This window comes from Allokutzneria multivorans (genome assembly GCF_039537405.1).
Classification (GTDB): Bacteria; Actinomycetota; Actinomycetes; order Mycobacteriales; family Pseudonocardiaceae; genus Allokutzneria; species Allokutzneria multivorans.
Genome location: NZ_BAABAL010000005.1, coordinates 721,047 through 744,749, shown reverse-complemented (window position 1 = coordinate 744,749; position 23,703 = coordinate 721,047). Strand labels below are relative to the sequence as shown.

Annotated in this window: 15 protein-coding genes; 8 read left to right on the top strand and 7 right to left on the bottom strand. The window is 69.0% G+C overall.

Translation table 11 applies throughout. The features are described 5' to 3' along the window. Positions 1–66: 66 nt before the first annotated feature. A complete protein-coding gene (locus ABD798_RS07500) occupies positions 67–1,920 on the bottom strand; it encodes a PIG-L family deacetylase (protein ID WP_344872010.1) in 1,854 nt (617 codons plus the stop codon). A 135-nt stretch (positions 1,921–2,055) separates the two neighbouring features. On the opposite strand from ABD798_RS07500, the gene ABD798_RS07495 reads away from it, so the two are divergent. The 7 genes from ABD798_RS07495 to ABD798_RS07465 all read left to right on the top strand — a co-directional run bounded on the left by ABD798_RS07495 (position 2,056) and on the right by ABD798_RS07465 (position 11,318). Further along, positions 2,056–3,072, top strand: coding sequence for a glycosyltransferase family 2 protein (locus tag ABD798_RS07495; RefSeq protein WP_344872008.1), 1,017 nt, complete (start codon positions 2,056–2,058; stop codon positions 3,070–3,072). Further along, entirely contained in the window at positions 3,069–3,491 is a 423-nt protein-coding gene (locus ABD798_RS07490; RefSeq protein ID WP_344872006.1) for a GtrA family protein, read from the top strand. Before ABD798_RS07495 ends, ABD798_RS07490 begins: the two co-directional genes overlap by 4 nt. Then, positions 3,488–5,725, top strand: a complete 2,238-nt coding sequence (locus tag ABD798_RS07485) for a hypothetical protein (protein ID WP_344872004.1) — start codon at positions 3,488–3,490, stop codon at positions 5,723–5,725. The genes ABD798_RS07490 and ABD798_RS07485 overlap by 4 nt, the downstream gene beginning before the upstream one ends. A gap of 738 nt (positions 5,726–6,463) precedes the next feature. Beyond that, positions 6,464–7,651: a UDP-galactopyranose mutase gene (gene glf, locus ABD798_RS07480; RefSeq protein ID WP_086820882.1), complete on the top strand. Its 1,188-nt coding sequence runs from the start codon at positions 6,464–6,466 to the stop codon at positions 7,649–7,651. A 6-nt stretch (positions 7,652–7,657) separates the two neighbouring features. Next, entirely contained in the window at positions 7,658–9,631 is a 1,974-nt protein-coding gene (locus ABD798_RS07475) for a glycosyltransferase (protein ID WP_344872002.1), read from the top strand. Positions 9,632–9,876: 245 nt separating this feature from the next. Beyond that, positions 9,877–10,389 (top strand): phosphatase PAP2 family protein, encoded by a 513-nt coding sequence (locus ABD798_RS07470; protein WP_344872000.1) that lies wholly within the window; start codon positions 9,877–9,879, stop codon positions 10,387–10,389. Positions 10,390–10,391: 2 nt separating this feature from the next. Next, complete coding sequence (locus tag ABD798_RS07465) at positions 10,392–11,318, top strand: decaprenyl-phosphate phosphoribosyltransferase (protein ID WP_425549174.1); 927 nt, start codon at positions 10,392–10,394, stop codon at positions 11,316–11,318. A gap of 57 nt (positions 11,319–11,375) precedes the next feature. On the opposite strand, the gene ABD798_RS07460 is transcribed toward ABD798_RS07465, so the two are convergent. The 6 genes from ABD798_RS07460 to ABD798_RS07435 form a co-directional block, all read right to left on the bottom strand. Continuing rightward, entirely contained in the window at positions 11,376–12,539 is a 1,164-nt protein-coding gene (locus ABD798_RS07460) for a phosphotransferase (RefSeq protein WP_344871997.1), read from the bottom strand. Positions 12,540–12,665: 126 nt separating this feature from the next. Beyond that, entirely contained in the window at positions 12,666–15,491 is a 2,826-nt protein-coding gene (locus ABD798_RS07455; protein ID WP_344871995.1) for a PQQ-dependent sugar dehydrogenase, read from the bottom strand. A 259-nt stretch (positions 15,492–15,750) separates the two neighbouring features. Next, positions 15,751–18,558, bottom strand: a complete 2,808-nt coding sequence (locus ABD798_RS07450) for a PKD domain-containing protein (RefSeq protein ID WP_344871993.1) — start codon at positions 18,556–18,558, stop codon at positions 15,751–15,753. 87 nt (positions 18,559–18,645) lie between these two features. After that, positions 18,646–19,401, bottom strand: a complete 756-nt coding sequence (dprE2, locus tag ABD798_RS07445; protein WP_344871991.1) for a decaprenylphospho-beta-D-erythro-pentofuranosid-2-ulose 2-reductase — start codon at positions 19,399–19,401, stop codon at positions 18,646–18,648. Continuing rightward, positions 19,398–20,753, bottom strand: a complete 1,356-nt coding sequence (gene dprE1, locus ABD798_RS07440; protein ID WP_344871989.1) for a decaprenylphosphoryl-beta-D-ribose oxidase — start codon at positions 20,751–20,753, stop codon at positions 19,398–19,400. Before dprE1 ends, dprE2 begins: the two co-directional genes overlap by 4 nt. A 24-nt stretch (positions 20,754–20,777) precedes the next feature. Beyond that, complete coding sequence (locus tag ABD798_RS07435; RefSeq protein ID WP_344871987.1) at positions 20,778–23,501, bottom strand: arabinosyltransferase domain-containing protein; 2,724 nt, start codon at positions 23,499–23,501, stop codon at positions 20,778–20,780. A 53-nt stretch (positions 23,502–23,554) separates the two neighbouring features. Here ABD798_RS07435 and ABD798_RS07430 point away from each other — a divergent pair, with 53 nt between their 5' ends. After that, the gene (locus ABD798_RS07430) at positions 23,555–23,683 is read left to right on the top strand and encodes a hypothetical protein (protein ID WP_344871985.1); all 129 of its coding nucleotides are present in this window, start codon (positions 23,555–23,557) and stop codon (positions 23,681–23,683) included. Positions 23,684–23,703: the final 20 nt, after the last annotated feature.

Genomic DNA, 23,703 nt, shown 5'->3' with positions numbered 1-23,703 from the left:
CGACGTCCTGCGCTGGGGTTCGTGGTACTTGAAGACTGGTGAACCTCCGTGCTGCCCCGTCGCGGCCTAGCCGCCGAGGGGGACCCAGGGGCGGAAGGTGCCACCGGGAGCGGTCTGCGAGCTGGTCAGCAGGCGTCCGTCGAGGCCGAGCGCGAACAGCGTGATCTTGTTGTCCCGCACCGTGGTCGCCGGGCTTTCCACGACCTGGCCGGGCACCGAGGTCCACGCGCCACCCGTCGACACGGAGACCCCGGCGTTGCGGTCGCGCACGAAGACGGCGAGGCGGTCACCGGCCCACGCCAAGCCCGGAGCGCCGAGGCCACCGGGCGCGGGCAACAGCTGAGGGGCGCTGCCGACGCGCACGACCGCCACGTTCGCCGAGTCCGCGACGCGGTAGGCCAGCGCGAGCTTGTCGCCGCCGATCGCGGTGAGCGGTCCGCTCGGTGCCGGAGCACGGAAGTCGGGGTCCGGGCGAGCGGCTCCACGGAAGTCCTTGCGCGACCAGTGCAGTACGCCCTGCCGCGTCGGCGCGAACAGGTCCCACCCGTCGCGGACCGCAGCGACCGCGATGCCGTCCTGCACGTCGGAGCCGCCGAGGTCGGCCCACCCGGCCGGCCAGGTCCGGCCGTCCAGCGAGGTCCGCATGCTCACGCCGCCCCCGCCGTTGCGGACGAACACCGACAGCTGGCCGTTGACCGCGACCGCGACAGGTGCGCCGCCGTCGAGCTGCCGCGCTCCGCCGCTGTTGGGGTTGCCGAGGTTCGCCCAGCTCGTCCCGGACAGCGCGACGATGTCGTTGGTGTCCAGGCGTCGCGCGAAAACCTGTTGTCCCGCAACGGAAATCGTGGGAGCGAGCGGCCCTCCGGGGTCGGCTGCGGGGACCGGACCGGTCCACTCGCTGTCGGTCTCCTCCCACCGCACGAGCCGCCCGCCGAGCACGGCGAACGCGCGCAGGCGCCCGGCCTTGTCGGCGTCCACCCAGTTCACTCCGCGCGGCCAGCGGTAGTACGTGCGCCGCGCCCACGCGTCGTAGGGGCCGCCCATGCTGACCTGGTCGTCGTGCGGGACGTAGGCGGAGAAGGTGTCCAGCTTCTCGCGCTGCTCCTCGGGCGTGATGTTGATCGGCGCCTCGTCCACGTTGTAGTCGCGGTAGCCCACTGACACGAAGCGCGGAGCCGTGGCCGAGCGCTGGTAGAGGTCGGCGGCCTCCCTGGCGAACAGCGCGGCCATCACGTGGTCGGGGTGGTCGTGGAAGGGCACCCAGTTCCCGGTGTAGCGGCGGTCGGGCGCGGTGTCCTGCGACCGGAGCACGGTCGGCCGGAAGTGCGCGTAGAGCCCGACGAGCGTGTCGATCACCGACTGGCGGTCGTAGAGGCAGTTGACGCCCTCGATCCCACCGGTCGGCTTGAGCGCGCGCACGTGCACAGCGTTCGCGCGGTCCTGCCACAGCCGCACGAGCGCGCGCGGGCCGCCGAGCGCCTTCGTGTCGGCGTTCTCCGGCAGGTTCACGAACACCAACTGCACGGAGGGGCGGGCTTTCAGGGTGTAAAGCTCGACGCGGTGATCATGATCAAGAACAAGCGGTTCCGCATTCCACTCATCACGAACGCGAGCCATTCGCGCATAAGCCGCGCGCGTTCCCGCCTGACGCTTCGCGGCGTAGCCGGAGGTGTCCGCGACGTTGGCCTCACCCGCCGTCAGATAAACCGTCGCGACGGGCTGGCCAACCTTTATCGCGGTACTGACGTCAGGGTTCATGAACAGGATGTCGTCGTCCTGGTGCGCGACCACCTGCAGGTGGCGGACCTCCGGAGCTGAGCCGGGGTTCGTCGCAGGTGGGACCGCGACGGGCTCCGTGCAGGAGAACAAGGCCGCCGCGAGCACCGCCACCAGAACAACCGATACTCCACTGCGACGCATGGTGGCGACGTTAGCCAAGGGCGAAGCGAGGAGAACTCGGGGCCTATAGCAAGGCAACCTGAAGCTCAGCTGAAGCGTCGTACCGAGCGTGATAGCTTGGCGGAGCGGCCCGGTGGGCCGTTTGGGGGAGTGGCCGTGCGTCTGTCCGTAGTCGTGCCGTGTTTCAACGAGGAGCGCGGTCTTCAGCATCTCCACGACGCCCTCAGCACTGTGCTGGCGGTGGCGGCGGAGGAGTTCGAGGTCCTGCTCGTCGACGACGGCAGCTCCGACGGAACCCTCGACGAGCTGCGTCGCATCTGCGCCGAGGACACCAGGTTCCGGTTCATCGCGCTCAGCAGGAACTTCGGCAAGGAAGCCGCGATGCTGGCCGGGCTGTCCCAGGCGACCGGCGACGCCGTCGCGCTGATGGACGCCGACCTCCAGCACCCGCCGGAGCTGCTGGCGAAGATGGTCGAGCTGCTCGGCCACGGCTACGACCAGGTCGTGGCGCGGCGCACCCGCAAGGGCGACAAGCCCGTCCGCACGCTGGTCTCGCGGCTGTACTACCGCGTGATCAACAAGCTGGTGGACGTCGAGCTGAAGGACGGCGTCGGCGACTTCCGCGTGCTGTCCAAGCGCGCGGTCAAGGCGCTGCTGTCCCTCGGCGAGTACAACCGCTTCTCCAAGGGCCTGTTCTCCTGGATCGGCTTCGACACCGCGGTCGTGCCCTACGAGAACGTCCAGCGCCAGCACGGCGAGACCAAGTGGACCTTCGGCAAGCTGCTCAACTACGGCATCGACGGCGTCGTGTCGTTCAACAGCAAACCGCTCCGGATGGCCATCTACCTGGGCCTGCTCACCACGGGGCTGGCGTTCATCTACGCGGTGTACGTCATCCTCGACTCGATCATCGGCGGGGTGGACACCCCCGGCTACGCGACCGTGATGGTCGGCGTGATCGCCTTCGGCGGACTGCAACTGCTGTTCCTCGGCGTGATGGGCGAGTACCTGGGCCGCATCTACTACGAGAGCAAGCGGCGCCCGCACTTCCTGGTCAAGGAGTCCAGCGGGGACACCCCGGTCACCGTCGCGCTCGGCACCGAGGCGATGGAGCACGCGGAGTTCCTCCAGCACGTGCAGGTGCACGGCCACCCGGAATCGACGGCGAAGTGAACTTCGGCAAATACGATCGGGTCGTCCGGTTCGCGGTCGTCGGCGCGATCAACACCGGCGTCTACTACGGCCTCTACCTGCTGATCGGCCAGGTCGCGCACTACCAGGTCGCGCACATCTCGGCGTTCCTGATCGCCATGGTCGGCTCGTACTTCCTCAGCTGCTACTTCACCTTCAAGGTGCGGCCGACCTGGCGGAAGTTCCTGCTCTTCCCGTTGTCCAACGCCACGAGCTTCCTCGTGCAGACCGTCGGCCTCTACCTGCTCGTCGACGTCGTCCGCATGAACGAGGACCACGCGCCGCTGATCACGATGGCCGTGTCCATCCCGATCACCTACCTGGTCGCGAAGTTCGTGCTCACCGATCGTCCAGCCGCCGCGAGCGCGCTCGCCGCCGCCCCACAGGAGAACCCGCGGTGACGACCGCCACCCCTGCGTCCACCGGACCCGTTGAGTCCACTGTGGACGGTAAGAGCGACAAGCCCCTGCTGCGCTTCGGAGTTCCGGTCGGCGTCGCGGTGCTCGTCGCCGTGCTGTCGCAGATCCCGGTGCTGGTCAACCGCGTCTTCTACTACTGGGACGACAGCGCGGCCCAGTTCCTGCCGATGTGGTACCGGCTCGGCCAGCGGCTGATGTCCGGTGACTTCCCGCTGCTGCTGGACACCGAGGCGTGGATCGGCGGGAACCTCACCGCCGAGGCCATGTTCGGCGTGTGGAACCCGGTCAACCTGCTCAACTACCTGCTCGTCGCGAACTTCGACGACCTGGCCAGCGCCGGTGCCGTGGTCAAGGCCGAGTTCATGGTCGTCCTCGCGCTCGGCGTCTACTTCCTCGCCCGCGAGTACGGGGCTTCGCGCTGGGCCGCCTCGGCCGTCGCGGTCGCACTGCCGTTCTCCGGCTTCACGCTGTACTTCGAAGCCAGCATCTGGATCGCCGGGCTGATGGCCTTCGCGTGGGTGCCGCACTTCTGGTGGGCTGCCCGCAAGCTCGCGCGCGGTCGCATCGGCACCATCTGGCCGTTCCTGTTCGGCGCGTTGTGCGTGACCGTCGGCAACCCCTACGGCCTGCTCGGCGTCGGGCTCGTGCTGCTCGTGCTGATGATCGAGTTCCGCGCGCGCAAGGCGATCGTGCGCCTGTTCGCGCTCGGCGCCACGGTCGGCGGCGTTGCGCTGCTGGTGTTCCTGCCGCTGCTGGGCAACTCCGGCGTCAGCTGGCGCAACAGCAAGGAGCTGTTCAACAACGCGCAGCTCGTGCCGTCGTTGCAGGACTACCTCAGTTCGAGCCTGCCGAGCTACGTGCCGGGCATCCACTCGTTCTCCACGATCTCCGTGCGGATGACCTTCCCCGCCATGTACCTGGCGTGGTTCGTGGTGCCGCTGCTGGCGTGGATCGACTGGTCGGTGCTGCGCCGGCGCTGGCGGCAGCTGCTCGGCGTGCTTGTGATCGGCGGCGTGTACCTGGTCGCCACGCTCGGCCCGTCGAACTTCTGGATGTTCCGGTGGCCGCTGCGCCTGGTGGAGTACTTCTACCTCGCGGTGATGGTGCTCTTCGCCGTGCTGCTCTCCGCCGGGCTGCGCCGCGACCACGTCCGCCGTCGCGCGTGGATCACCGTCGGTGGGCTCGCGGTCACCGCGTACCTGTCGTTCTCGTCCTGGCCGAAGATCGCGGTGTGGCACGTCGTCGCGGTGCTGCTGCTCGGCGTGCTCGTCGCGCTCGCGGTGATCCTGTTCCGGCGCGGCGGCAGCCGTCCGCTCGTCGCGGTGCTGCACGTCGGTACGGCGGCGGCGCTGCTGCTCCAGATCGTGTGGTTCCCGATCAACCGCGACGTGGCGCCCTACGGCTTCCCCAGTTCCGTCGCGGAGCTGAAGACCTTCGCCGCGCGCTACCCCGGCACCATGGTCCAGGTCGCCGACCGCGATCCCGTGATCTACAAGGGCAAGGGCCAGTTCCTGGAGCCCGACACCGCCGTGTGGCGCGACCTGTTGTTCGGCAACGTCTACCGCGTCGCGGGCGTGGACACCACGACCTCGTACTCCGGCATGGGCTTCAAGCCGTTCCACAAAGCCTTGTGCCTCAACGACTACGGCGGCGCCAAGGTGCGCGACTGCCCCGGCGACACCTTCTCCAACCTGTGGACCTCGACCCCCGAGGGCGTGCTCGCCGACCTGATCAAGGTGCGCACGATCGTCGTGCAGCGCGCGCTGATCGACGTGCCGTACGTGCCGAAGGGCTGGAAGGTCGCCGAGCGCACGGACTACGTCACCGTGCTCCGGCGTGAGCGCGACATGCCCGACTGGGGTGCCGCCCGGCTCAGCCGCACCACGCCCGGCATGAAGGTCACCGAGGACGCGATGCCCGCCCAGCACAAGGAATCCGTGGCCTTCGAGCGCGGAACCGCCAAGGGCCCGCTGTCCATGACGTTCGCTCGGCTGAACTGGCCGGGCTACAAGGCGACCGTGGACGGCAAGCCCGTCGAGGTGCGCAACGGCCCCGGCGGCCTCGTCACCGTCGACCTGCCCGCTGACGTCTCCTCTGGGCGCCTGGCGCTCACGTGGACGCCTCCTGGCCTCTGGATCGGCGTGGGGGGCGCTGTCGTCGGCCTCCTGGCCGCACTGGTCCTCACCCTCGTCCAACGCCGCCGCCGCTCCTCCTGATCGCTGCCGAGGTTCGGCAGTCTTCAAGACCCGCAAACCCCGCTCGCCGGGGTCTCCAACGGCAGCAAACCCCACGGTTTGCTGCCGTTGGCCGTTTCGGGGTTCGGGGCAAACGGTGGTACTGGCGCCCGAAATGGCTAGACCGGCATCCACCAGAGCAGGTGGGCCGGTCCGCAGAACCCAGCCCAGACCGTGTCCGGCGAGCCGCTGGGGTTTGCCGGTCTTCAAGACCACATGACCCCCGTCCCAGCGGTCTTCAACGACGGCACACTTTGGGCCGCGCTGGGTTTGGGGCGGTTAACGATGACCGTGAGGGGGTTTGCGGGTCTTGAAGACACCAGTACCTTCCGGGGCGAGTGTTCGCGACGTGCCAAGGTGCTTCAGGCTGGGTGGAAACGAAGTTTGTGCGCCAGGTCTCGGGGCGATCTGGGCCACGCCCCGTGACTACGTTGCGTGTCCGAACGGTCGCGGTTGCGCGGGCGCGCCGATCACCTGACAGATGGATGTCTTTCGGGTTGCCGCCGGAGTGCCTCGACGGGGTCGCGGCTGTTCAGCAGCGGCGGCGGCGGGAGCCGGCCGCATCGGGGGGTAGGCCGAACGGGGGCACTTTCCGGGGCGCGGGAAGGGCTGACGTCGGCGTGTCCTGGAAGCCGCGAGCGCGGTGAGTGATAACACCTGATCAAGCCCTTGACAGGGCCGGTTCGGATCGTCGTCGGGACGTCGGTACCCTGGCCAACCGTGAGCTTCGCAGGCTATGACCTGATTGTCGTCGGTTCCGGACTCTTCGGCCTTACGGTTGCCGAGCGCGTCGCCAGCCAGCTGGACAAGCGAGTGCTGATCATCGACCGCCGCGACCACATCGGAGGCAACGCGTACTCCGAGGCCGAACCAGAGACCGGTATCGAGGTGCACCGCTACGGTGCCCACCTCTTCCACACGTCGAACAAACGCGTCTGGGACTACGTGAACCAGTTCACTGAGTTCACCGACTACCAGCACCGCGTGTTCGCCATGCACAAGGGACAGGCGTACCAGTTCCCGATGGGCCTGGGGCTGCTGTCCCAGTTCCTCGGCAAGTACGTCTCGCCCGAGGACGCGAAGAAGTGGGTGGCCGAGCAGGCCTCCGAGATCGACTCCAAGGACGCCAAGAACCTGGAGGAGAAGGCGATCTCCCTGATCGGTCGCCCCCTCTACGAGGCGTTCGTGCGGGACTACACCGCGAAGCAGTGGCAGACCGACCCGAAGGAGCTGCCCGCCGCGGTCATCTCCCGCCTCCCGGTCCGCTACACCTTCAACAACCGGTACTTCAACGACACCTACGAGGGTCTGCCGGTCAACGGCTACACCGCGTGGCTGGAGAAGATGGCCGACCACCCGAACATCGAGGTTCGGCTGAGCACGGACTTCTTCGACATCAAGAACGACATCCCGCAGGGCACGCCGATCGTCTACACGGGCGCGCTGGACCGCTACTTCGACTACGCCGAGGGCTGGCTGGGCTGGCGCACCGTCGACCTGGTGCCCGAGGTGCTGCCGATCGGTGACTTCCAGGGCACGCCCGTCATGAACTACAACGACGCGGACGCCCCGTACACCCGCATCCACGAGTTCCGGCACTTCCACCCCGAGCGCGACTACCCGACGGACAAGACGGTCATCGTCCGCGAGTACTCCCGCGCCGCGGAGAAGGAAGACGAGCCGTACTACCCCATCAACACCTCGGACGACCGCACCAAGCTGGAGCGCTACCGCGAGCTGGCGAAGGCGGAGGCCAAGAACAACAAGGTCCTCTTCGGCGGTCGTCTCGGCACCTACAAGTACCTCGACATGCACATGGCCATCGGATCGGCGATGAGCATGTTCGACAACAAGATCGCGCCGTACTTCACCGAGGGCCGCGCGTTCGACGGTTCGCTGGAGGATTGAAGAGAAGTGGCCGAGCAGCAGAGCACCGCGACCGCGCAGGGGCGTGACGACGCGCCGGACGCCAAGCTGAGCGATGTCAGCTCGGTCCGCGTGGCGGGACGCAACAGCGAGGTCCCCGCCAACCGCGTCCTCCAGCGGGTGATCTTCCCGCGCGACGAGGACCCGTTGGACGTCCGTCCGCTGTACGTGGACGAGCCGTCCAACGTCTCGAACCGGGTGCACTTCACCTCGCGCCGCTCGGTGACGGTCCCGTCCTCGACGAAGACCTCCTTCGCCGCGTACTTCAACGCCTTCCCCGCCTCCTACTGGAAGCGGTGGACGTGGGTCAGCGACGTCGTGCTGCGGATGACGGTCCGCGGCTCGGGCCGGGTGGACGTGTACCGCTCCAAGCCCAGCGGCGACATCGTGCACCTGCAGGGCAAGGCCGTTCGCGGTGCCAAGAACTGGACCGTGCTGGAGTTCCACGTCTCGCTGCAGCCCTTCGAGGACGGCGGCTGGATCTGGTTCGACGTCTTCACCGAGGACGCCCAGCTGGAGATCAAGGACGCCGTCTGGTCCACCGACAAGGACCTGCCGGAGCAGAAGGTCTCCGTCGGCATCTGCACGATCCGCCCGCAGGACGCGGTCATCGCGCTGCACGCGCTGGGTGAGGACCCGGCCGTGCTCGACGTGGTCGGCAAGGTCTTCGTCGTCGACCAGGGCGGCAAGAGGGTCCGCGACGAGCCGGGCTACCCGGAGGCGGTCCGCCGCCTCGGGGACAAGCTGGAGGTCATCGAGCAGGCCAACCTCGGCGGTTCCGGTGGCTTCACCCGTGCGCTCTACGAGGGCATGGAGAACACCGACTGCGAGCAGATCCTGCTGCTCGACGACGACATCCGGCTGGAGCCGGACAGCGTGCTGCGCGCCAACGCCTTCGCGCGTGCGGCGGCCAGCCCGGTGGTCGTCGGCGGGCACATGCTCAACCTCCAGGCCAGGGCCCGGCTGCACAGCTTCGGCGAGGTCGTCGACCTCAAGTCGGCCACGTGGCGCAAGGCACCGGGCGCGGTCACCGACCACGACTTCGGCGAGGAGCCGCTGCGGGAGACCGAGGAGCTGCACCTGCGGATCCACGGCACCTACAACGGCTGGTGGATGTGCCTGTTCCCGCGCCAGGTGATCGACGAGATCGGCCTGCCGCTCCCGTTGTTCATCAAGTGGGACGACGCCGAGTACGCGCTGCGCGCGGGTGCGCACGGTTTCCCGACCGTGTCGCTGCCGGGCGCCGCGGTGTGGCACATGCCGTGGACGGACAAGGACGACGCCACCGACTGGACGGCGTACTTCCACGTCCGCAACCGGCTGATCATGGCCGCGCTGCACAGCCCGTACGACGTGCGCGGGCCGCTGCTCAAGCAGGGGCTCAAGCTCTCGCTGCGGCACCTGTTCTCCATGGAGTACTCCACGGTCGCCCTGCACCAGAAGGCGATCGAGGACTTCCTGGAGGGGCCGGACAAGCTCTTCGAGACCCTGGGCAGCAAGCGCCCGGAGATCCTGAAGATCCGCAACGAGTACAGCGACGCGCACATCCTGCCCTCGGCACGGGAGTTCCCGCCGCCGACGTTCGACCCGGTGAAGGCTGAGCGCCTGCTCAAGCCGCCGGTGAACCCGGTGGTCATCGCGGCCCGTGCCGCGCTGTCGCTGGCGCACCACCTGAAGGAGCCCGACCGCGAGGCCATCGACCGCCCGCAGATCAACGTTTCGGCCCAGGCCGGACGCTGGTTCCTGCTCGGCGCGCTGGACAGCGCGACGGTCTCCAACGCCGACGGCAGCGGGGTCGCCTTCCGCCGCCGGGACCCGAAGCTGTTCAAGCAGCTGATGGCCCGGGCGCTGAACAACCACAGGCGGCTGGCCAAGGAGTGGCCGCGGGTGCAGCGCGAGTACCGCCAGGCGCTGCCGCAGCTCTCCAGCCGGGACGCGTGGAAGCAGCTGTTCGGCTCCTGACGCAACACCGGCCCGGGACCGCGCGTCCAGAAGTAAAGCGCGCGGTCTCGGGCTCAGGTCGTGTTTCACAAGTCCATGTTCGCGATGGCCGAGCCCGCCCCTGGCTGCGCCGTCGGAAAGCCCACGTACAACACCGGTACGCGGTCTTCCCGCCGTCTTGCCAGGAACGACCTCGATCCCGACCCTCATCGAACGAGACTCGTGAAACGCGACCTCGCGTCTCACACGTTAAGAGCTGGAGAAAGATGTCTACGCAGGAAACCGCCGCCCTGTCCGAGGTGCAGCGCCGGATCGCCAAGCCCCCCGTGGTGAAGGCGGCCAAGGCGATGTCGTTCTTCGGCGAGCACGCCGCGGGCTGGCTCGCCATCGGCGCGCTCGGCGCGGTGGTGGACCGCAAGCGCCGCAAGCAGTGGCTGGTCGGCGCGGCGGGTGTCGCGGCCGCGCACGGCGCCTCGATCGCGGTCAAGCGCGTGGTGCGCAGGCCCCGTCCGGACAGCCCTGACGTGGAGATCCTGGTCGGGACGCCGAGCAAGCTCAGCTTCCCGTCCTCGCACGCCACCTCGACCGCTGCGGCCGCGGTGATCTACGGCGGGCTCACCGGCAAGCGGCTCACCCCGCTGCTGGTGCCGCCGATGCTGCTCAGCCGCCTCGTGCTGGGCGTGCACTACCCGACAGACGTGCTGGCCGGGTCCGTACTCGGCGCCACGATCGGCGCCGGCGTCAGCCGCTGGCTGCGCAAATCCGAACGTTCGGAGTGACCATGACCACCTCCGCCCCGGAGACCGCCGCCGTGGAACCAGGTGAGAACAAGCCCAGCCTGGTGCGCACCACCAGGGGTCTGATCAAGGCCGCGCGGCCGCGCCAGTGGATCAAGAACGTCCTCGTCCTCGCGGCGCCCTTCGCCGCAGGCCAGGTCAGCAACGTCGACGTGCTGTTCAAGGCGCTGATCGCCTTCGTGGCGTTCTCGCTGGCGGCCTCGGCGATCTACCTGGTCAACGACAGCAAGGACGTCGAGGCCGACCGCGCGCACCCGACCAAGCGCAACCGGCCGATCGCCGCGGGCATCGTGCCGGTGCCGCTGGCCTTCGGCACCGCCGTCGCGCTGCTGCTCGGCTCGCTCGCCGTCTCCATGACGGCCAGCTGGGACCTGGTCATCATCATCGCGGTCTACCAGGTCGTGCAGCTGGGCTACTGCTTCGGCCTGAAGCACCAGCCGGTGATCGACATGTGCATCGTCGCCTCCGGCTTCCTGATGCGCGCCATCGCCGGTGGTGCCGCGACCGGTATCGCGCTGTCCCAGTGGTTCCTGCTGGTGACCGCGTTCGGTTCGCTGTTCATGGTGGCGGGCAAGCGCTACGCGGAGATCCGCCTCGCCGAGCGCACCGGTGCCAAGATCCGCAAGTCGCTGGAGAGCTACACCGCCAGCTACCTGCGCTTCGTCTGGGCCATCGCCGCGGCCATGGTGATCATGACCTACGGCCTGTGGGCGTTCGAGATCGGCGAGCGCGTCGGTTCCGACTGGTCGGTCGTCTCGATGGTGCCGTTCGTGATCGCGATCCTGCGCTACGCGGTCGACGTGGACAGCGGCAACGGCGGTGAGCCCGAGGAGATCGTGCTCAAGGACCGCTGGTTGCAGGCCCTCGGCCTGGCCTGGGTCGTCTTCCTGGGCGTCGGCTACTACTTCTGAGTCATTCCGCGAAACCGCCGCTTCCCTCGGGGAGCGGCGGTTTCGTCGTTCCCGGGCCTACTCCTCCAGTGCCGCTAGGCCGTCCAGTTCCAGCAGCGCGACGCCGGTGCGCTCGATGATGCCGAGACTGACCTCGTCGGGCTGGTACTTCGGCTGGATCGCGCTGTGGCCGATCGTGGCCAGCCAGACGAAGTACGGGAAGAACGACTGCCTGCGGTAGGCCAGCCACGCGGCGTCGGCGCCCGGGGCCTGCGCACCCGCCTCGGCCAGGCGCTCCAGGTAGAACTCCAGCAGTTCCCGCGCCCACGCCCGCCGGTTGGCGAGGTCCAGCCCGGAGTTGACGGTGTAGGCGAAGTCGAAGGCCCAGCTGCCGCGCATCACGATCTGCCAGTCGGTGAAGCCCATCCGCCCCGCCGAGGTGCGGTAGGTGTTGCCCACGTGTGAATCACCGTGCAGCAGCGTCAGCGGCCCCTCGCTCGCGATGGTCAGCGAGCGTTCGAGACCGCGATAGAGCTTGTCCTGCAAGGGGATCAGCGCGTCAGGGATGACCGAGCGGGCCCGCTTCGCCCCGACCTCGCAGCGCTTGGCGAAGCCGATGAGCCGGTCCAGGTTGTCGAAGTGCCCGCTCGGCGGCTTCAGCCAACCGTGCCCGCGCAGCTCCTCGGAGTCCCAGAACCGCCCGTGCCAGTGCGCCATCGCGGAGAGCAGGTCCTCGATCTCCGCGCGCGAGATCGGCGTCTTCGGCGTGCAGAACGTCGCGCCCCTCGACGCCGCGATGTCCTCCATCAGCGAGATCGAGCGCCCCGACGCCAGGTCTGCCGCGCCGTGGAAGCCGCGCGCCGCCTCAATGTCCAGTTCGGGCCGCAGGTGCTCGAAGAAGTTCGGTTCCCCGTCCAGCACGTGCGCCAGGCTCAGCGTGAGCCGCTGTTTGAAGCCGCGCGTGGTTTTCACGAAGAACGCCGTCGGCAGGTCCGTCCGCCGCCCGGTCTCCTTGTAGGTCACCGTGATCCGCCAACGGGAGGAGGTCCCGCTGCTGACGTCCTCGGTGCTGAAGGAGGTGACCTCCCCGCCGAGCACGGCGGTCAGCCATGCCGTGGTGATCTCCTTGCCGGAGACGGGGATGTCCGCCGCGTTCGTCGCGCGAGTGCTGGTCAGCCGCTCGCGAACGACGTGGCCGCCGATGCGCGCGAGTGTCTTCGCGATCTCAAGCCCTGGATGCATCCGTGCAAGGTACGGGGATTCGATCTTGCTCGGATAGGTGCGGTCGGGGGAGAAAAAGACGGCGGCGACGGCGCCCTGCACACCGTCGCCGCCATCTGTCCACAAAGGACATTCAGGTGGTCTTCGTCAGCGGGAGTCGGTCACCTTGCCCGTCGCCCGCTCCCAGGTGATCTTCCCGTTCTGGAACAGGTTCCTGCGCCCGCCCGGCACGTCCAGCTCGCCGGAGGTCGGGTAGCCGAGGTAGGACCGCTCCCAGCCCAGCTGCGCCCAGCGCGCCTTGATCGCGCCGTAGATGTCGTGCGCCCCGGTCGTCCCGGTCCAGTAGACCGACCCGCCCTTGCTGAAGTGGTTGTAGCGGCCGACGCCGTCCGGGGTGCCCATCTCGTCGGTCGTCGGGTAGCCCAGCGGTCCGGCCTCCCAGCCGGTGCGCTCCCACGCCTTGCGGATGTCGCCGTAGATGGCCTGCGCGCCGGTCGCCGGGGTCCAGTAGACCGAGCCGTTCTTGCTGAAGTGGTTGAACCGGCCGGTCCCGTCGGGCGTCCCGGACTCGCTGGTGATCGGGTAGCCCAGCGGTCCGGCCTCCCAGCCCGTGCGCGCCCACGCTCCCCGGATGTCGCCCCAGATCGCCACGGCGCCGATCTGCGGGGTCCAGTACACCGACGCGTAGCCGCTGTACGGCGTGCCCGCGAAGTGGTTGAAGCGCCCGGAGCCGTCCGGCGTCGGCAGCTCGTCGGTGCTCGGCGCGCCGAGCCGCGAGTGCCCGCCGTTGGCCAGGTAGGTGGCCAGGATCGCGCCGTGGACGGCCTTCACCCCGTCAGCGGGCGTCCAGTAGAGCCGCCCGCGCTCGTACTCGCGGTAGCGCAGCCCGCCCTCGGAGACCTCCGGCGCGAGCGGGGCGCCGAACTGCTCGCGCAGCGCGGCATCGCCCTCGTAGCGCTTGTCGATCGGCGTCACGTAGTCCGCCGTGACGGTGATGTCGGCCTGCCCCATGATCACGTTGCGAGTGCGCGCGGCGGAGCCGTCGGTCCACTTCGCGAACGTCGCCGCGCCGTCGGAGGCCAGCTCAGCCGCCTCGATCCCGACCTCGGAGCCCACGGTCATCAACGCGGTGGTCGTCGCGCCGTTGGAGCCGATGCGCACGCCCGCCGGGATGTTGCTGGCCACGGTGAGCCGCTGCTGCCACGGCAGCGCCGAGTAGGACTCCGTGGTGGTCACGCCGTAGCGGTCGGTGGCCTTCGCGGTGATGTCCACGCGGGACTCGGGGTGGTCGGTGAACGGCATGCCGAAGTTCTGCCCGGTCCCACCCACGTCCGGGTGCGAGTGGCACGCGGCGTTGGTCGGGCAGTGCACGAGGTCGCTGCTCCACGTCACCGTCAGCGCGCCGTCCTCGACGTCGGTGGCGGTCGCGCTCAGCTGCACCGGGTCGTTGATCGCGAAGACCTTGTTCGCGGGTGGCTTGGTGAGGGTGATCGTCGGAGCGTTGTTCGACGGCGCCACGGTCAGCTGCGCCGTGCCCGTCTTGCCGAGCGCGTCCGTCACGGTCAGCTTCGCGGTGAGAACGCTCTGGCTGGTCGTGTACTTGTGCGTGACGGTGATGCCTTCGCCGGTGGTGCCGTCGCCGAAGTCCCACTTGTAGGTCAGCGCGTCACCGTCGAAGTCGTAGGACTTGCTCGCGTCGAAGGTGACCTCGCGCGTGGCCGGGGTCGTCTTGGAGGTGGCCTTCGCGATCGGCGCGTGGTTGGCCGAGGAGTAGCTCAGCCTGCGCAGCTGGCCGGAGTAGATGTCGGCGATCACGATGTCGCCGTTGCTGGCCGCGCCGAACTTCACCGGCCCGCCGACCTGCGTGCCGAACGGCGGCTTCACCGAGCCGGGCACCAGCGTGCCGTCCTGGTTGTAGCGCAACGTCCAGATCTTCTTCTGGGCGTAGTCGCCGTAGAAGTAGGCGCCCCGGTACTCCGCGGGGTAGGCGGTGCCGGAGTACACGATGCCGCCCGCGACCGCGTTGCCCTCGCTGCGGATGTAGGACAGCAGCGGCGGGGTGTTGACCGTGCTGGCGCACAAGGGAATCAGGCTGTAGGCGGGCGTCTGGATGTCGCCCTCCCAGCACGGCCACTTGTAGTTCTGGCCTGGCTGGACGAGGTTGATCTCCTCGCGCCGCTCCCACCCCACGTCGGCGAGCACCGGGGCGCCCGAGGACGGGTCGAGCGAGAAGCGGAACGGGCTGCGGAAGCCGCTCGCGTAGACCTTGCTCCGCCACGAACGCGGGTTTTCGGCCTGGTAGAAGGGATTGCTCTGCGCGCCGCTGCCGTCCGGGTTGAGCCGGAAGAGCTTGCCGTAGGGCTCGTCGACCTCAAGGGACTTCAACGCGAACTTGTCCACGTTGTCCGGGGTCGCGCCCTCGGAGTAGCGCACACCCGCGCTGTCACCGACCGAGACCCAGATCGAGTCGTCCGGTCCGACCGCCAGGCCGGTGATGCCGTGGATGTCGGTGTTGCCCGGGATCTGCAGCAGCGGGACCTCGTTGGCGAGCCCGTTCGGCTGCTGCTGCGCGTTGAGGGTGAGCGTCCACCGGCTCATCCGCAGCTCCTTGCCCGCGCCGACGTTGAGCGCTCGCACCAGGTAGAGCTGCCGCGTGGTGGCGAAGTCGTTGGCCAGCGCGAGCCCGGTCAGCCCCAGGTCGCCGCTGGAGCGCGTCGGCAGGGTCGCGATGGTGCGCGGCTCCCCGGCCGTCGGCACCCACGCCACGGTGCCCTTCTTGCCGGTCGTCAGCACGCTGCCGTCGGCGAGGTGGGCGAAGTCGGTCAGCTCGAACGGCTCCTGGCCGCTGCGCTGGTCGGTGAAGACGAACCCGGCGGGGAGGACCGGGACGTCGTCGGCACTGGCCACGCCGGGCACGAGCACGGCGGCGGCGACCACGGCAGCCGTGGCGGCGGAGAACAGGCGAAGGCGCACGATCCCTCATTCGTAGGACAAGCCAGCGGTGTTACCGACCGTCACCAAGTCGACATTCAGTAACAACGCCCAGCTCAAGCAGCTGGATGGCAACTAACAGGGGATCGCTGGAAGGTGGGGGAGAGTTGACGGAGCGGAGGCGGGGGAGCCGATCACAATAACGATGATATTGCTCAGGTCCAGCCCTTCCGACCAGCGCGAAGGCGCACCCGGCCCAGCCGGGTGCGCCTTGTGCGGTCGCCGAACTCACCTGTTCGGCTCAGTTGCGGAAGTCTCGAACCTCCCCGGTCGCCGCCGTCCAGGTGATGTACCCGCCCTGGAAGTTGCTCCGCCGCCCGCCGGGGATGTCGAACTCCTCGCTGGTCGGGTAGCCCAGGTAGGACCGTTCCCAGCCGAGCGCCTTCCACCGGTCCTTGATCGCGCCGTAGACCGGGTGCGCGCCCGTTCCGGGCGTCCAGTACACCGAGCCGCCCTTCTCGAAGTGGTTGAACCGCCCGAGGCCGTCCGGAGCGCTCAGCTCGCTCGTCACCGGGTACCCCAGCGACCCGACCTCCCAGCCCGTCTTGGACCAGACACTCCGGATGGCACCGCTGACGCCGTGCGCCCCGGTCCTCGGCGTCCAGTAGATCGAGTCCTCGTTGCCGAACCCGTCGAAGTGGTTGAACCGCCCCACACCGTCCGGAGTGGACAGTTCGTCCGTGCTCGGTGCCTGCAGCTGCCCGCCCTGAGCGCCGAGGCTCCGCCAGGTCGCCAAGATCGCACCCTTGATCCAGTGGCCACCGTGTTCCGGCGTGATCCACGCGTCCTTGCTGAACACCTGGTAGAAGCAGTTGCCGACGGCGCAGGACACCGTGTTGCCCAGCGGATGACCGAGCTGGCCGGTCTCGTAGCCGCTGCGCGCCCACGCCTTGTCGATGGTCCCCCGCACTGCGAAGATCGCGCCGTTCAGCGGAGCTCGCAACGTCGTCGTCTGGTCGGAGTACCTGACCCGGAACCGTTGGTACACACCAGAACCGTCGGGCGCCTGGTACTCCTCACCCGAGGGAACGCCGATCGACAAGTCGTAATCACCGCTGCGCACGTAATAGGACAGGAGCGCCCCGCGCAGGACGTGCACGCCGGTGGAGGCGCTCCAGTAGAGCCGCCCGCGCTCGTACACCCGGAAACGGATGTGGTCGCTGTCGTAGTTGAAGTCCTCGTGACGAGCCTGTTCCGCCCCGACGGGCTCACCGAGCAGGTCGCGCACGCCCGGGTGGTGGTTGTCGATCGCACTGCGGTACTGAGAGGTCAGCACCTGGTCGGCCTCGGTGAACTGGAGCGAGATCTGGCGTTCGGTGGAACCGTTGGACCAGCGCTCGAAGGTCCACCCCTTGTCGAAACCGGTCGCCGCGGTGGTAGCGGTGGTCTGCGCGCCGACGATCCCGCGCTGGCTCCGAGAGGCGACGGCTGTCCCGAAGTGCGTCAGCGCGGGCGCGGACGGTGCCACGGTGATCGTGCTGAGCTTCGGCTTGGCGGTGAAGCTCGCGCTCTTCGCCACCCGCCCGTGCGCGTCCGTGACCGTCGCCGTGAAGACGAGCTGTTCAGTGATGCCTTGCCGGTCGTAGACGAGGTCTGTCACCGGGCTCGGAGTGTTGTTCCGGCAGTCCCGCCACCGGCACGAGTTGATCTGCCGCGTCCACTGGACTGGCAAGCCATTTCCGTTGGCAGCCAAAGGAATTCGCTCGTCGAGCGCGAAGGTGTCGCGCTCCGGCACCTGTGTCAGGGTGACCTTCGGCTCGGCGGCGTCCGGCTTGATGACGAAGCGGGCCCCACCCGTGGCGCCAGAGGAGTCGGTCACGGTCAGCAGGGCGTCGACCTTGTCCCCGCTGGAGTAGGTGTGGGTGGCGACCGCGCCGTCGATGTCGCGGCCGGTGCCCAGGTCCCACCGGAATCGCAGTGCTGACAACGGATCGTGGTCGTCCCGCGTACCGCTGGCATCAACGGTCACCGTGCGTGTCACGGGGTCCGTGGTCGTTCGCACCTGCGCCACCGGCTCGGTGTTGCGCGGGCCGTGCACCAGCCTGCGCAGCTTGCCGCTGATCTCGTCCGCGAGCACGAGATCCCCGTTGCTGGTGGCTGATTCCAGCGCGACGATCCGGCCGAGGCCTGAGGCGAACTGTACGGGCTGCTCGGAGGTTCCCCCGGGGGCACGGACGAGCGTGGTGAGCAGCTTGTCGTCATCGGCGATGAATGTCCGCCCCCACTGCGCCATGGAGTAGGTGAGGCCGCCGTAGAACGCGACACCGCCGCCCGAACCGTTGCGCAGCAACGGTGTGCTGGTGTGCTGGCCCGGAACGATGTGGTGCACGCCCCGGCTACCCGCGACGACCATGGAGAGGCCGAGCGCGATGTAGTTGCGGTCCCCGTCCATTCCGCCGAGGTCGGTGTAGACGAGGCTCCGCTGCGCGGTGGGGTTCTCCGGAACGTGGAAGGGGTTGCCGGGCAAGCCTTTCCCGTCCGGCGTGAACCGCATCAGCCGCGAGGTCAGGTCCTGCGGAGCGGCCGGATCGTTGAGTGCTTTCCGGCTGGTGGTGAGCCACAACGTTCCGTCGTCACCGACCGCGAGGTCCGACCACGGCGTCGGCTTGTACGACGGGAGAGTCTCGGTGATGGTCCGTTCCTGGCCGAGGCTCTGGCCGTTCACCAACGGCACCTCGGACACGCGGACGACGAACTCCGAGATCGGGCGGCTGACGTAGAGCCGAGGCTTGGCCGTGAAGTCCGGCGGCACCGCGAGCGCGACCCGGTCCGAGTACGTGGACGTGGACGCGGTGGGCAGGGTGCCCAGGCGACGTGACTCGCCGGTCGCGGAGAACGAGACGAGCTCGCCGCGTTTGGAGCTGGTCACGTACCCGCCGTCGGGCAGGAACACGAAGTCGGAGAGGTCCCTGCCGGCGTGCCCGCTGGGCAGGTCGACGAGGGAGTAGCCGGACGGCAGGGCAGGGGCCGCCGACGCCGTGGGAGGTGCCACCACGGCCAACGAGCACGCCACGGCTACCGCCGCGGCCAGTCCTTTGCGTTTGCGCACATCAGCGCCATCGCAACGTGAAACACCTTCGTTAACGAGAAGGCGCACCCACTTCGCGTGGATGCGCCTTTTCTCGAAATGTCAGGATCAGATCGGCAGCTTGCGGAAGATCGCGCGCGGGATGTGCCGCAGCACCGACATGACGAAGCGCCACGCGCCCGGCGCCCACACCAGGTCCTGGCGGCGGCGCACGGCGGTCACGGCGATCTCGGCGACCTGCTCCGGCTGGGCGGCCAGCGGAGCGGCCTTCATGCCCTTGGTCATCTTGGTGTGCACGAAACCGGGGCGGACCACGGTGACCTGCACGCCGTGCGGCTTCAGCGCCTCGCCGAGGCCCAGGTAGAAGCCGTCGACACCGGCCTTGGTGGAGCCGTAGACGAAGTTGGACCTGCGCACGCGCTCACCGGCGACGGAGGACAGCGCGACCACGGCGCCGTGCCCCTGCTGGCGGAGGCGGTTGGCCAGCGCGACGCCGACGGTCACCGGCGCGACGAAGTTGACCTCGGCCATCTCGCGGGCGTGCTCGACGTCCTGCCACGCGCGCTCGGCGTCACCGAGCACGCCGAAGGCGACCACGGTCACGTCGATGTCGCCGTCGGAGAACGCCTTGTCGACGACCTCCTCGTGGGTCTCCGGCTTGCGGGCGTCGAAGGCCAGCGTGCTGACCGTGCAGCCCTTGGCGCGCAAGCGCTCCGCGGCCTCGTCGAGGCGCTCGGACGGGCGCGCGGCCAGCACGACGCGCAGCGGACGCTGGTCGGCGAAGCGGTCCACGATCGCCAGGCCGATCTCGGAGGTGCCCCCGAGCAGCAGCAGGGACTGGGGGTTGCCAACGGCGTCGATCACAGCATCAGCCTTCTGGAGAGGTCGGAGTTGAACACACCACGCGGGTCGACCGCGTCCCGGACCTTCTGCCACTCGGCGAGGCGCGGGTACATCGAGCGGAACGCGTCCGGGGTCAGCCTGGAGTCCTTGGCCAGGTACAGCCGCCCACCGGCCTCCAGCACCAGCTGGTCGAGCTTGTCCAGCAGCGGCGCGAGCCGGTCGGTGATCGGGATGTCCACGGCCAGCGTCCAGCCGGGCGAGGGGAAGGACAGCGGGGCGGCGTTGCCCGCGCCGAAGCGCTTGAGCACGTTGAGGAACGACACCGCGCCGGAAGCGGAGATCATCTCCATCGACTTGCGCACGGTGTCCTCGGCGCCGTAGGGCACGACGTACTGGTACTGAAGGAAACCGCGCGGCCCGTAGACCCGGTTCCAGTCCCCGACGATGTCCAGCGGGTGGAAGAACTGGGTGATGTTCTGCACCTCGCCGCGACGCTCCTTGGGAGCCTTGCGGTACCAGACCTCGTTGAAGGCGCTCACGGTCAGCTTGTTCAGCAGACCGCTCGGGAACACCGGCGGCACCGTGGCCAGCTGCGGCGCGTTGAACTTCAGCGGAGCGCTGCGCAGCTTCGCGGGCAGGTCGTCGAGCTTGGCCGACCAGCCGCGGGTGAGCACCGCGCGGCCCATCTTCGCGCCGGTGGACGCGGAGTCGAACCAGGCCACCGAGTAGGTGTACTGGTCGTCGTTGTCCATCAGCCTGGACATGAGGTCGTCCAGGTCCTTGGTGCGCTCGGTGTCGACGAGGAAGTACGCCGACTCCACGGACTTCAGCTGCACCGTGGCGCGCAGCACCACACCGGTCAGGCCCATGCCGCCCGCGGTCGCCCAGAACAGGTCCGCGCCGGGGCCATCCGGGGTCACCGTGCGGATCTCGCCGTCGGCGGTCAGCAGCTCGATCGCCAGCACGTGGTTGCAGAAACTGCCTTCCACGTGGTGGTTCTTGCCGTGGATGTCCGCCGCGATCGCGCCGCCGACGGTGACCTGGCGGGTGCCCGGCAGCACCGGGATCCACAGGCCGTGCGGCAGCATCTCGCGCATCAGCTTGTCCAGGCTCACCCCGGCGTCCACCGTGACGATGCCCGTCTCGGTGTCGACGGAGTGGATCTGGTTGAAGGCGGTCATGTCCACGACGAGACCACCGGCGTTCTGAGCGGCGTCGCCGTAGCTGCGGCCGAGGCCCCTGGGGATGACTCCCCGGGCATCGGCCGCGCGCACGGCGGTGGCCAGCTCGGCGCGGTCCGGGTGTTCCAGGACCCTCGCGATGGTCGGGGCGGTGCGGCCCCATCCGGTCAGTCTGCCGAGCTTCTCAGGCATAGGTGCAAATCTCCGTGGAGTGCGCTACTCGTTGAGCCAGCCATCGCGGGCGCCCACGTAGTCGAACTGGGCCAGCCTCGGCCAGGAGACCAGGCCCCATTCGACGCGTTCGGTGCGCGAAACCGTGTAGCGGCCCGGAGGATGACGGTACACGACACGCTCCAAGTGCCCCCACGGCGCTCGTGGCGTCGCGGTCGGCACCACGTTCACCGGCACGCGGTCGATCGTCGCGACGCGGTTGATGAACGCCTGCGTACCGCCGACCCGCTCGTTGAGCGTCACCGTGCGCGTGCCACCGAGCTGGTCCGAAGCGACCAGGCGGTACTCCGCCGGGGCCGTCATGCCGTCCTTCACCGGGAGCACAGGGACGCACGGGTAGGCGAGCCCGATCGGCCAGTCCACGAACGTCGGCTGGTCGCGCACCAGATCGCGCACGAGGATCGCGCCCTTGGCCTCGCGCAACGCGGGGCGGTCGGGGCCGCGCAACACCGGCGTCAACTGGTCCAGCGGCACGTACAGGTCGTCAGCGAGCCCGCACGAGCCGCCGACGATGCTCTTCAGGTTGCCCTTCGCCGGGGACCACTGCGGGCGCTGGTTGATCGGCGCGATCACGAAGACCGCCAGCATCAGCACCACCAGCGAGGCCTGCACGACGGTGAACAACCGCGCGCTGCCCAGCGCCGCCCAGCGCCGTCCTCCGCCACCCATCGCCCGTCGCGCGAGCCACCAGCACAGGCCGACGACCGCCAGCCACAGCACCATGTTGCTGAACTTCAGCGGACCGATGTGCGGGATCTGGCCTTCGAGGAGCTGCTTGCCGCTCAAGGCGTTCGGGTCCTTGGCGACCGCCGCCGGGTCCGGCATCGAGACGTGGTCGCCGAAGGGCTGGCCCCAGTCGGAGAAGGCGTGCCAGGAGTTCGTCCCGCTGAAGATCACCACTGTGGCGAAGGCCGCGACCCCGCCCGCGAGCAGGGCGGGAGCCGTGCGTCGGACGCGTGCGGGGATGGGGCTGGCGAAGGCGGTCAGCGCCAGCAGCAGGATCGCCGGGACCGCCATGCCGCCGAAGTGGTGCACCCACTTCGTCGGGGAGATCGCCAGCGCCGCGAGCCCGATCCCGGACATGGCGGCGCTGCCGATGATCAGCCGGTCCATCGGGCCGCTGCGGTCGCGCCGCGTCGCCAGCCTGATCACCACGAACACCAGAGCCACCGCGGTCAGCAGCACCGCGCCGCGCTTGGCCCAGTTCCCGAGGGTTCCCGGGTGCAGCAACGCGTTGTAGCGCTCGATCTCCTGGTACCACGGCGTGACGAACCAGTACCAGGTGTGGATGCGGGTCGTCTCGATCAGGTCGCTGAGCTTCATGTCCCAGAACACCGCCGGGAACGCGGCGGTCCCGGACACCAGCAGCATGCCGAGGTAGGCGATGCGCTCCTTGACCGCCCAGTTCCTGGTGTAGCGCACCAGGTGCGGGGCGTGCAACAGCAGCGGCCCCCACGCGACGACGCCCGTCGCCGTGGTCAGCGTGGTCAGCGAGGCGACCGCCACCACGACCGCGTACAACCCCGGCCACTCGCGCCGCCGCGCGTACTCCGTGAGCGCCAGGTTCACCGCGACGCCAAGGCACACAACGGGTTCCGGCCGCAGCGTGAGCTCGAACGGCATCCACCACACCAGGAAAGCCAGCGCCAGCAGGTACGGCAGCGCCTTGTACGGCCGTCGCACCGAGCGCCTGCCGCCCAGCGCCGCGTGCAGGTAGCGCCGGAGCACGAACCACACCGCGATCCCGATGACGGTCGGGAACATCCGCATCCACAGGGTGGACTTGCTGATCAGCCCCCACGCGCCGAGCAGGTACTGGCTGAACATGAACGGCGCCTCTGGCGCGTTGAACGAGTGGTAGTAATTGCCGACGTACCCCGAGTTCGGGATGTTCAGCGCGTGCCGCAGGTACCACCCGTCGTCGTCGTTGAACGGCCCGATGACCGCCCACAGCACGAGGATCGCCGGTACCGCGATGTCGATCAGCCCGAGCTTGAACCGCGGCTCGTCGGTCTCCCGCCGCGCGCGCTCGGAGTAGCGGTAGCGGCTCACGCACAGCCACAGGCAGCCGAACAGGCAGAGCGCGTGCAGGACGAGCAGCACCAGCTTCAGCGTCGCGGGCGCGGACTGGAAGCGCGCGTCCGTGTTCAGCTTCGCCGAGAGGCCGTTCGCCTCCTGCATGTTCTCCGCGGCCGTCTCCAGCATCGCCACCTGCGGCGGCAGCAGGCCCGGCCGGTCGGCCACCACCTTGCCGTCACGCAGCACCGAGACGCCCTTCGACGTCGCCACGAAGCGGTAGTCCTTGACGCCCGCCGGGCGCCGCTCGCTCAGCAGCACCTGCTCCGAGGCCGAGATCCGCACCTCACCGCCGCGCGTCTGCACCCGCAGGCCACGGCTCACCGGCTGGTTCTCGTCCTCCGGCAGCGTCGTGAGCACGTCAGCCCACTTGCCGCCCGCCGTGAACCGGCTCCGGTCGAGCGCGTCCATCGTCCGGCTCGGCAGCTCCGCGGTCATCTCCAGCGGCCGGTACGGCACGAGCGGGACGACGGTGGAGCGCGGCTGAGCGCCCGCTTCCGGCCAGCTCAGGATCGGCTGCTGGACGCGGACGGGGGCGAGGGGCAGCAGGACCGCCAGCACAGCTGTGATCACGGCTGCGCCGACCAACACCCACGCGGTGACGGCGTGTTGGCCCTTGAGGCGCTGTGGCATGCGAAAACGCCCATTCGTCAAGGCGGTTGGCCGTGCTTCACGGGTCTCGTTCGATGAGAGTCGGGATCGAGGTCGTTCCTGGCAAGACGGCGGGGAGTCCGCGTACCGGTGTTGTACGTGGGCTTTCCGGCGGCGCGGCCAGGGGCGGGCTCGGCCCGGCTATCGCGAACACGGACCTGTGAAGCACGGCCCAGGTCACGCG

Coding starts and splice junctions, on each gene's coding strand:
- ABD798_RS07430 (WP_344871985.1), top strand. CDS start 23,555: ATGAGAGTCGGGATCGAGGTCGTTCCTGGCAAGACGGCGGGGAGTCCG.
- ABD798_RS07460 (WP_344871997.1), bottom strand. CDS start 12,539: ATGCATCCAGGGCTTGAGATCGCGAAGACACTCGCGCGCATCGGCGGC.
- dprE1 (WP_344871989.1), bottom strand. CDS start 20,753: ATGCCTGAGAAGCTCGGCAGACTGACCGGATGGGGCCGCACCGCCCCG.
- ABD798_RS07465 (WP_425549174.1), top strand. CDS start 10,392: ATGACCACCTCCGCCCCGGAGACCGCCGCCGTGGAACCAGGTGAGAAC.
- ABD798_RS07435 (WP_344871987.1), bottom strand. CDS start 23,501: ATGCCACAGCGCCTCAAGGGCCAACACGCCGTCACCGCGTGGGTGTTG.
- ABD798_RS07500 (WP_344872010.1), bottom strand. CDS start 1,920: ATGCGTCGCAGTGGAGTATCGGTTGTTCTGGTGGCGGTGCTCGCGGCG.
- ABD798_RS07470 (WP_344872000.1), top strand. CDS start 9,877: ATGTCTACGCAGGAAACCGCCGCCCTGTCCGAGGTGCAGCGCCGGATC.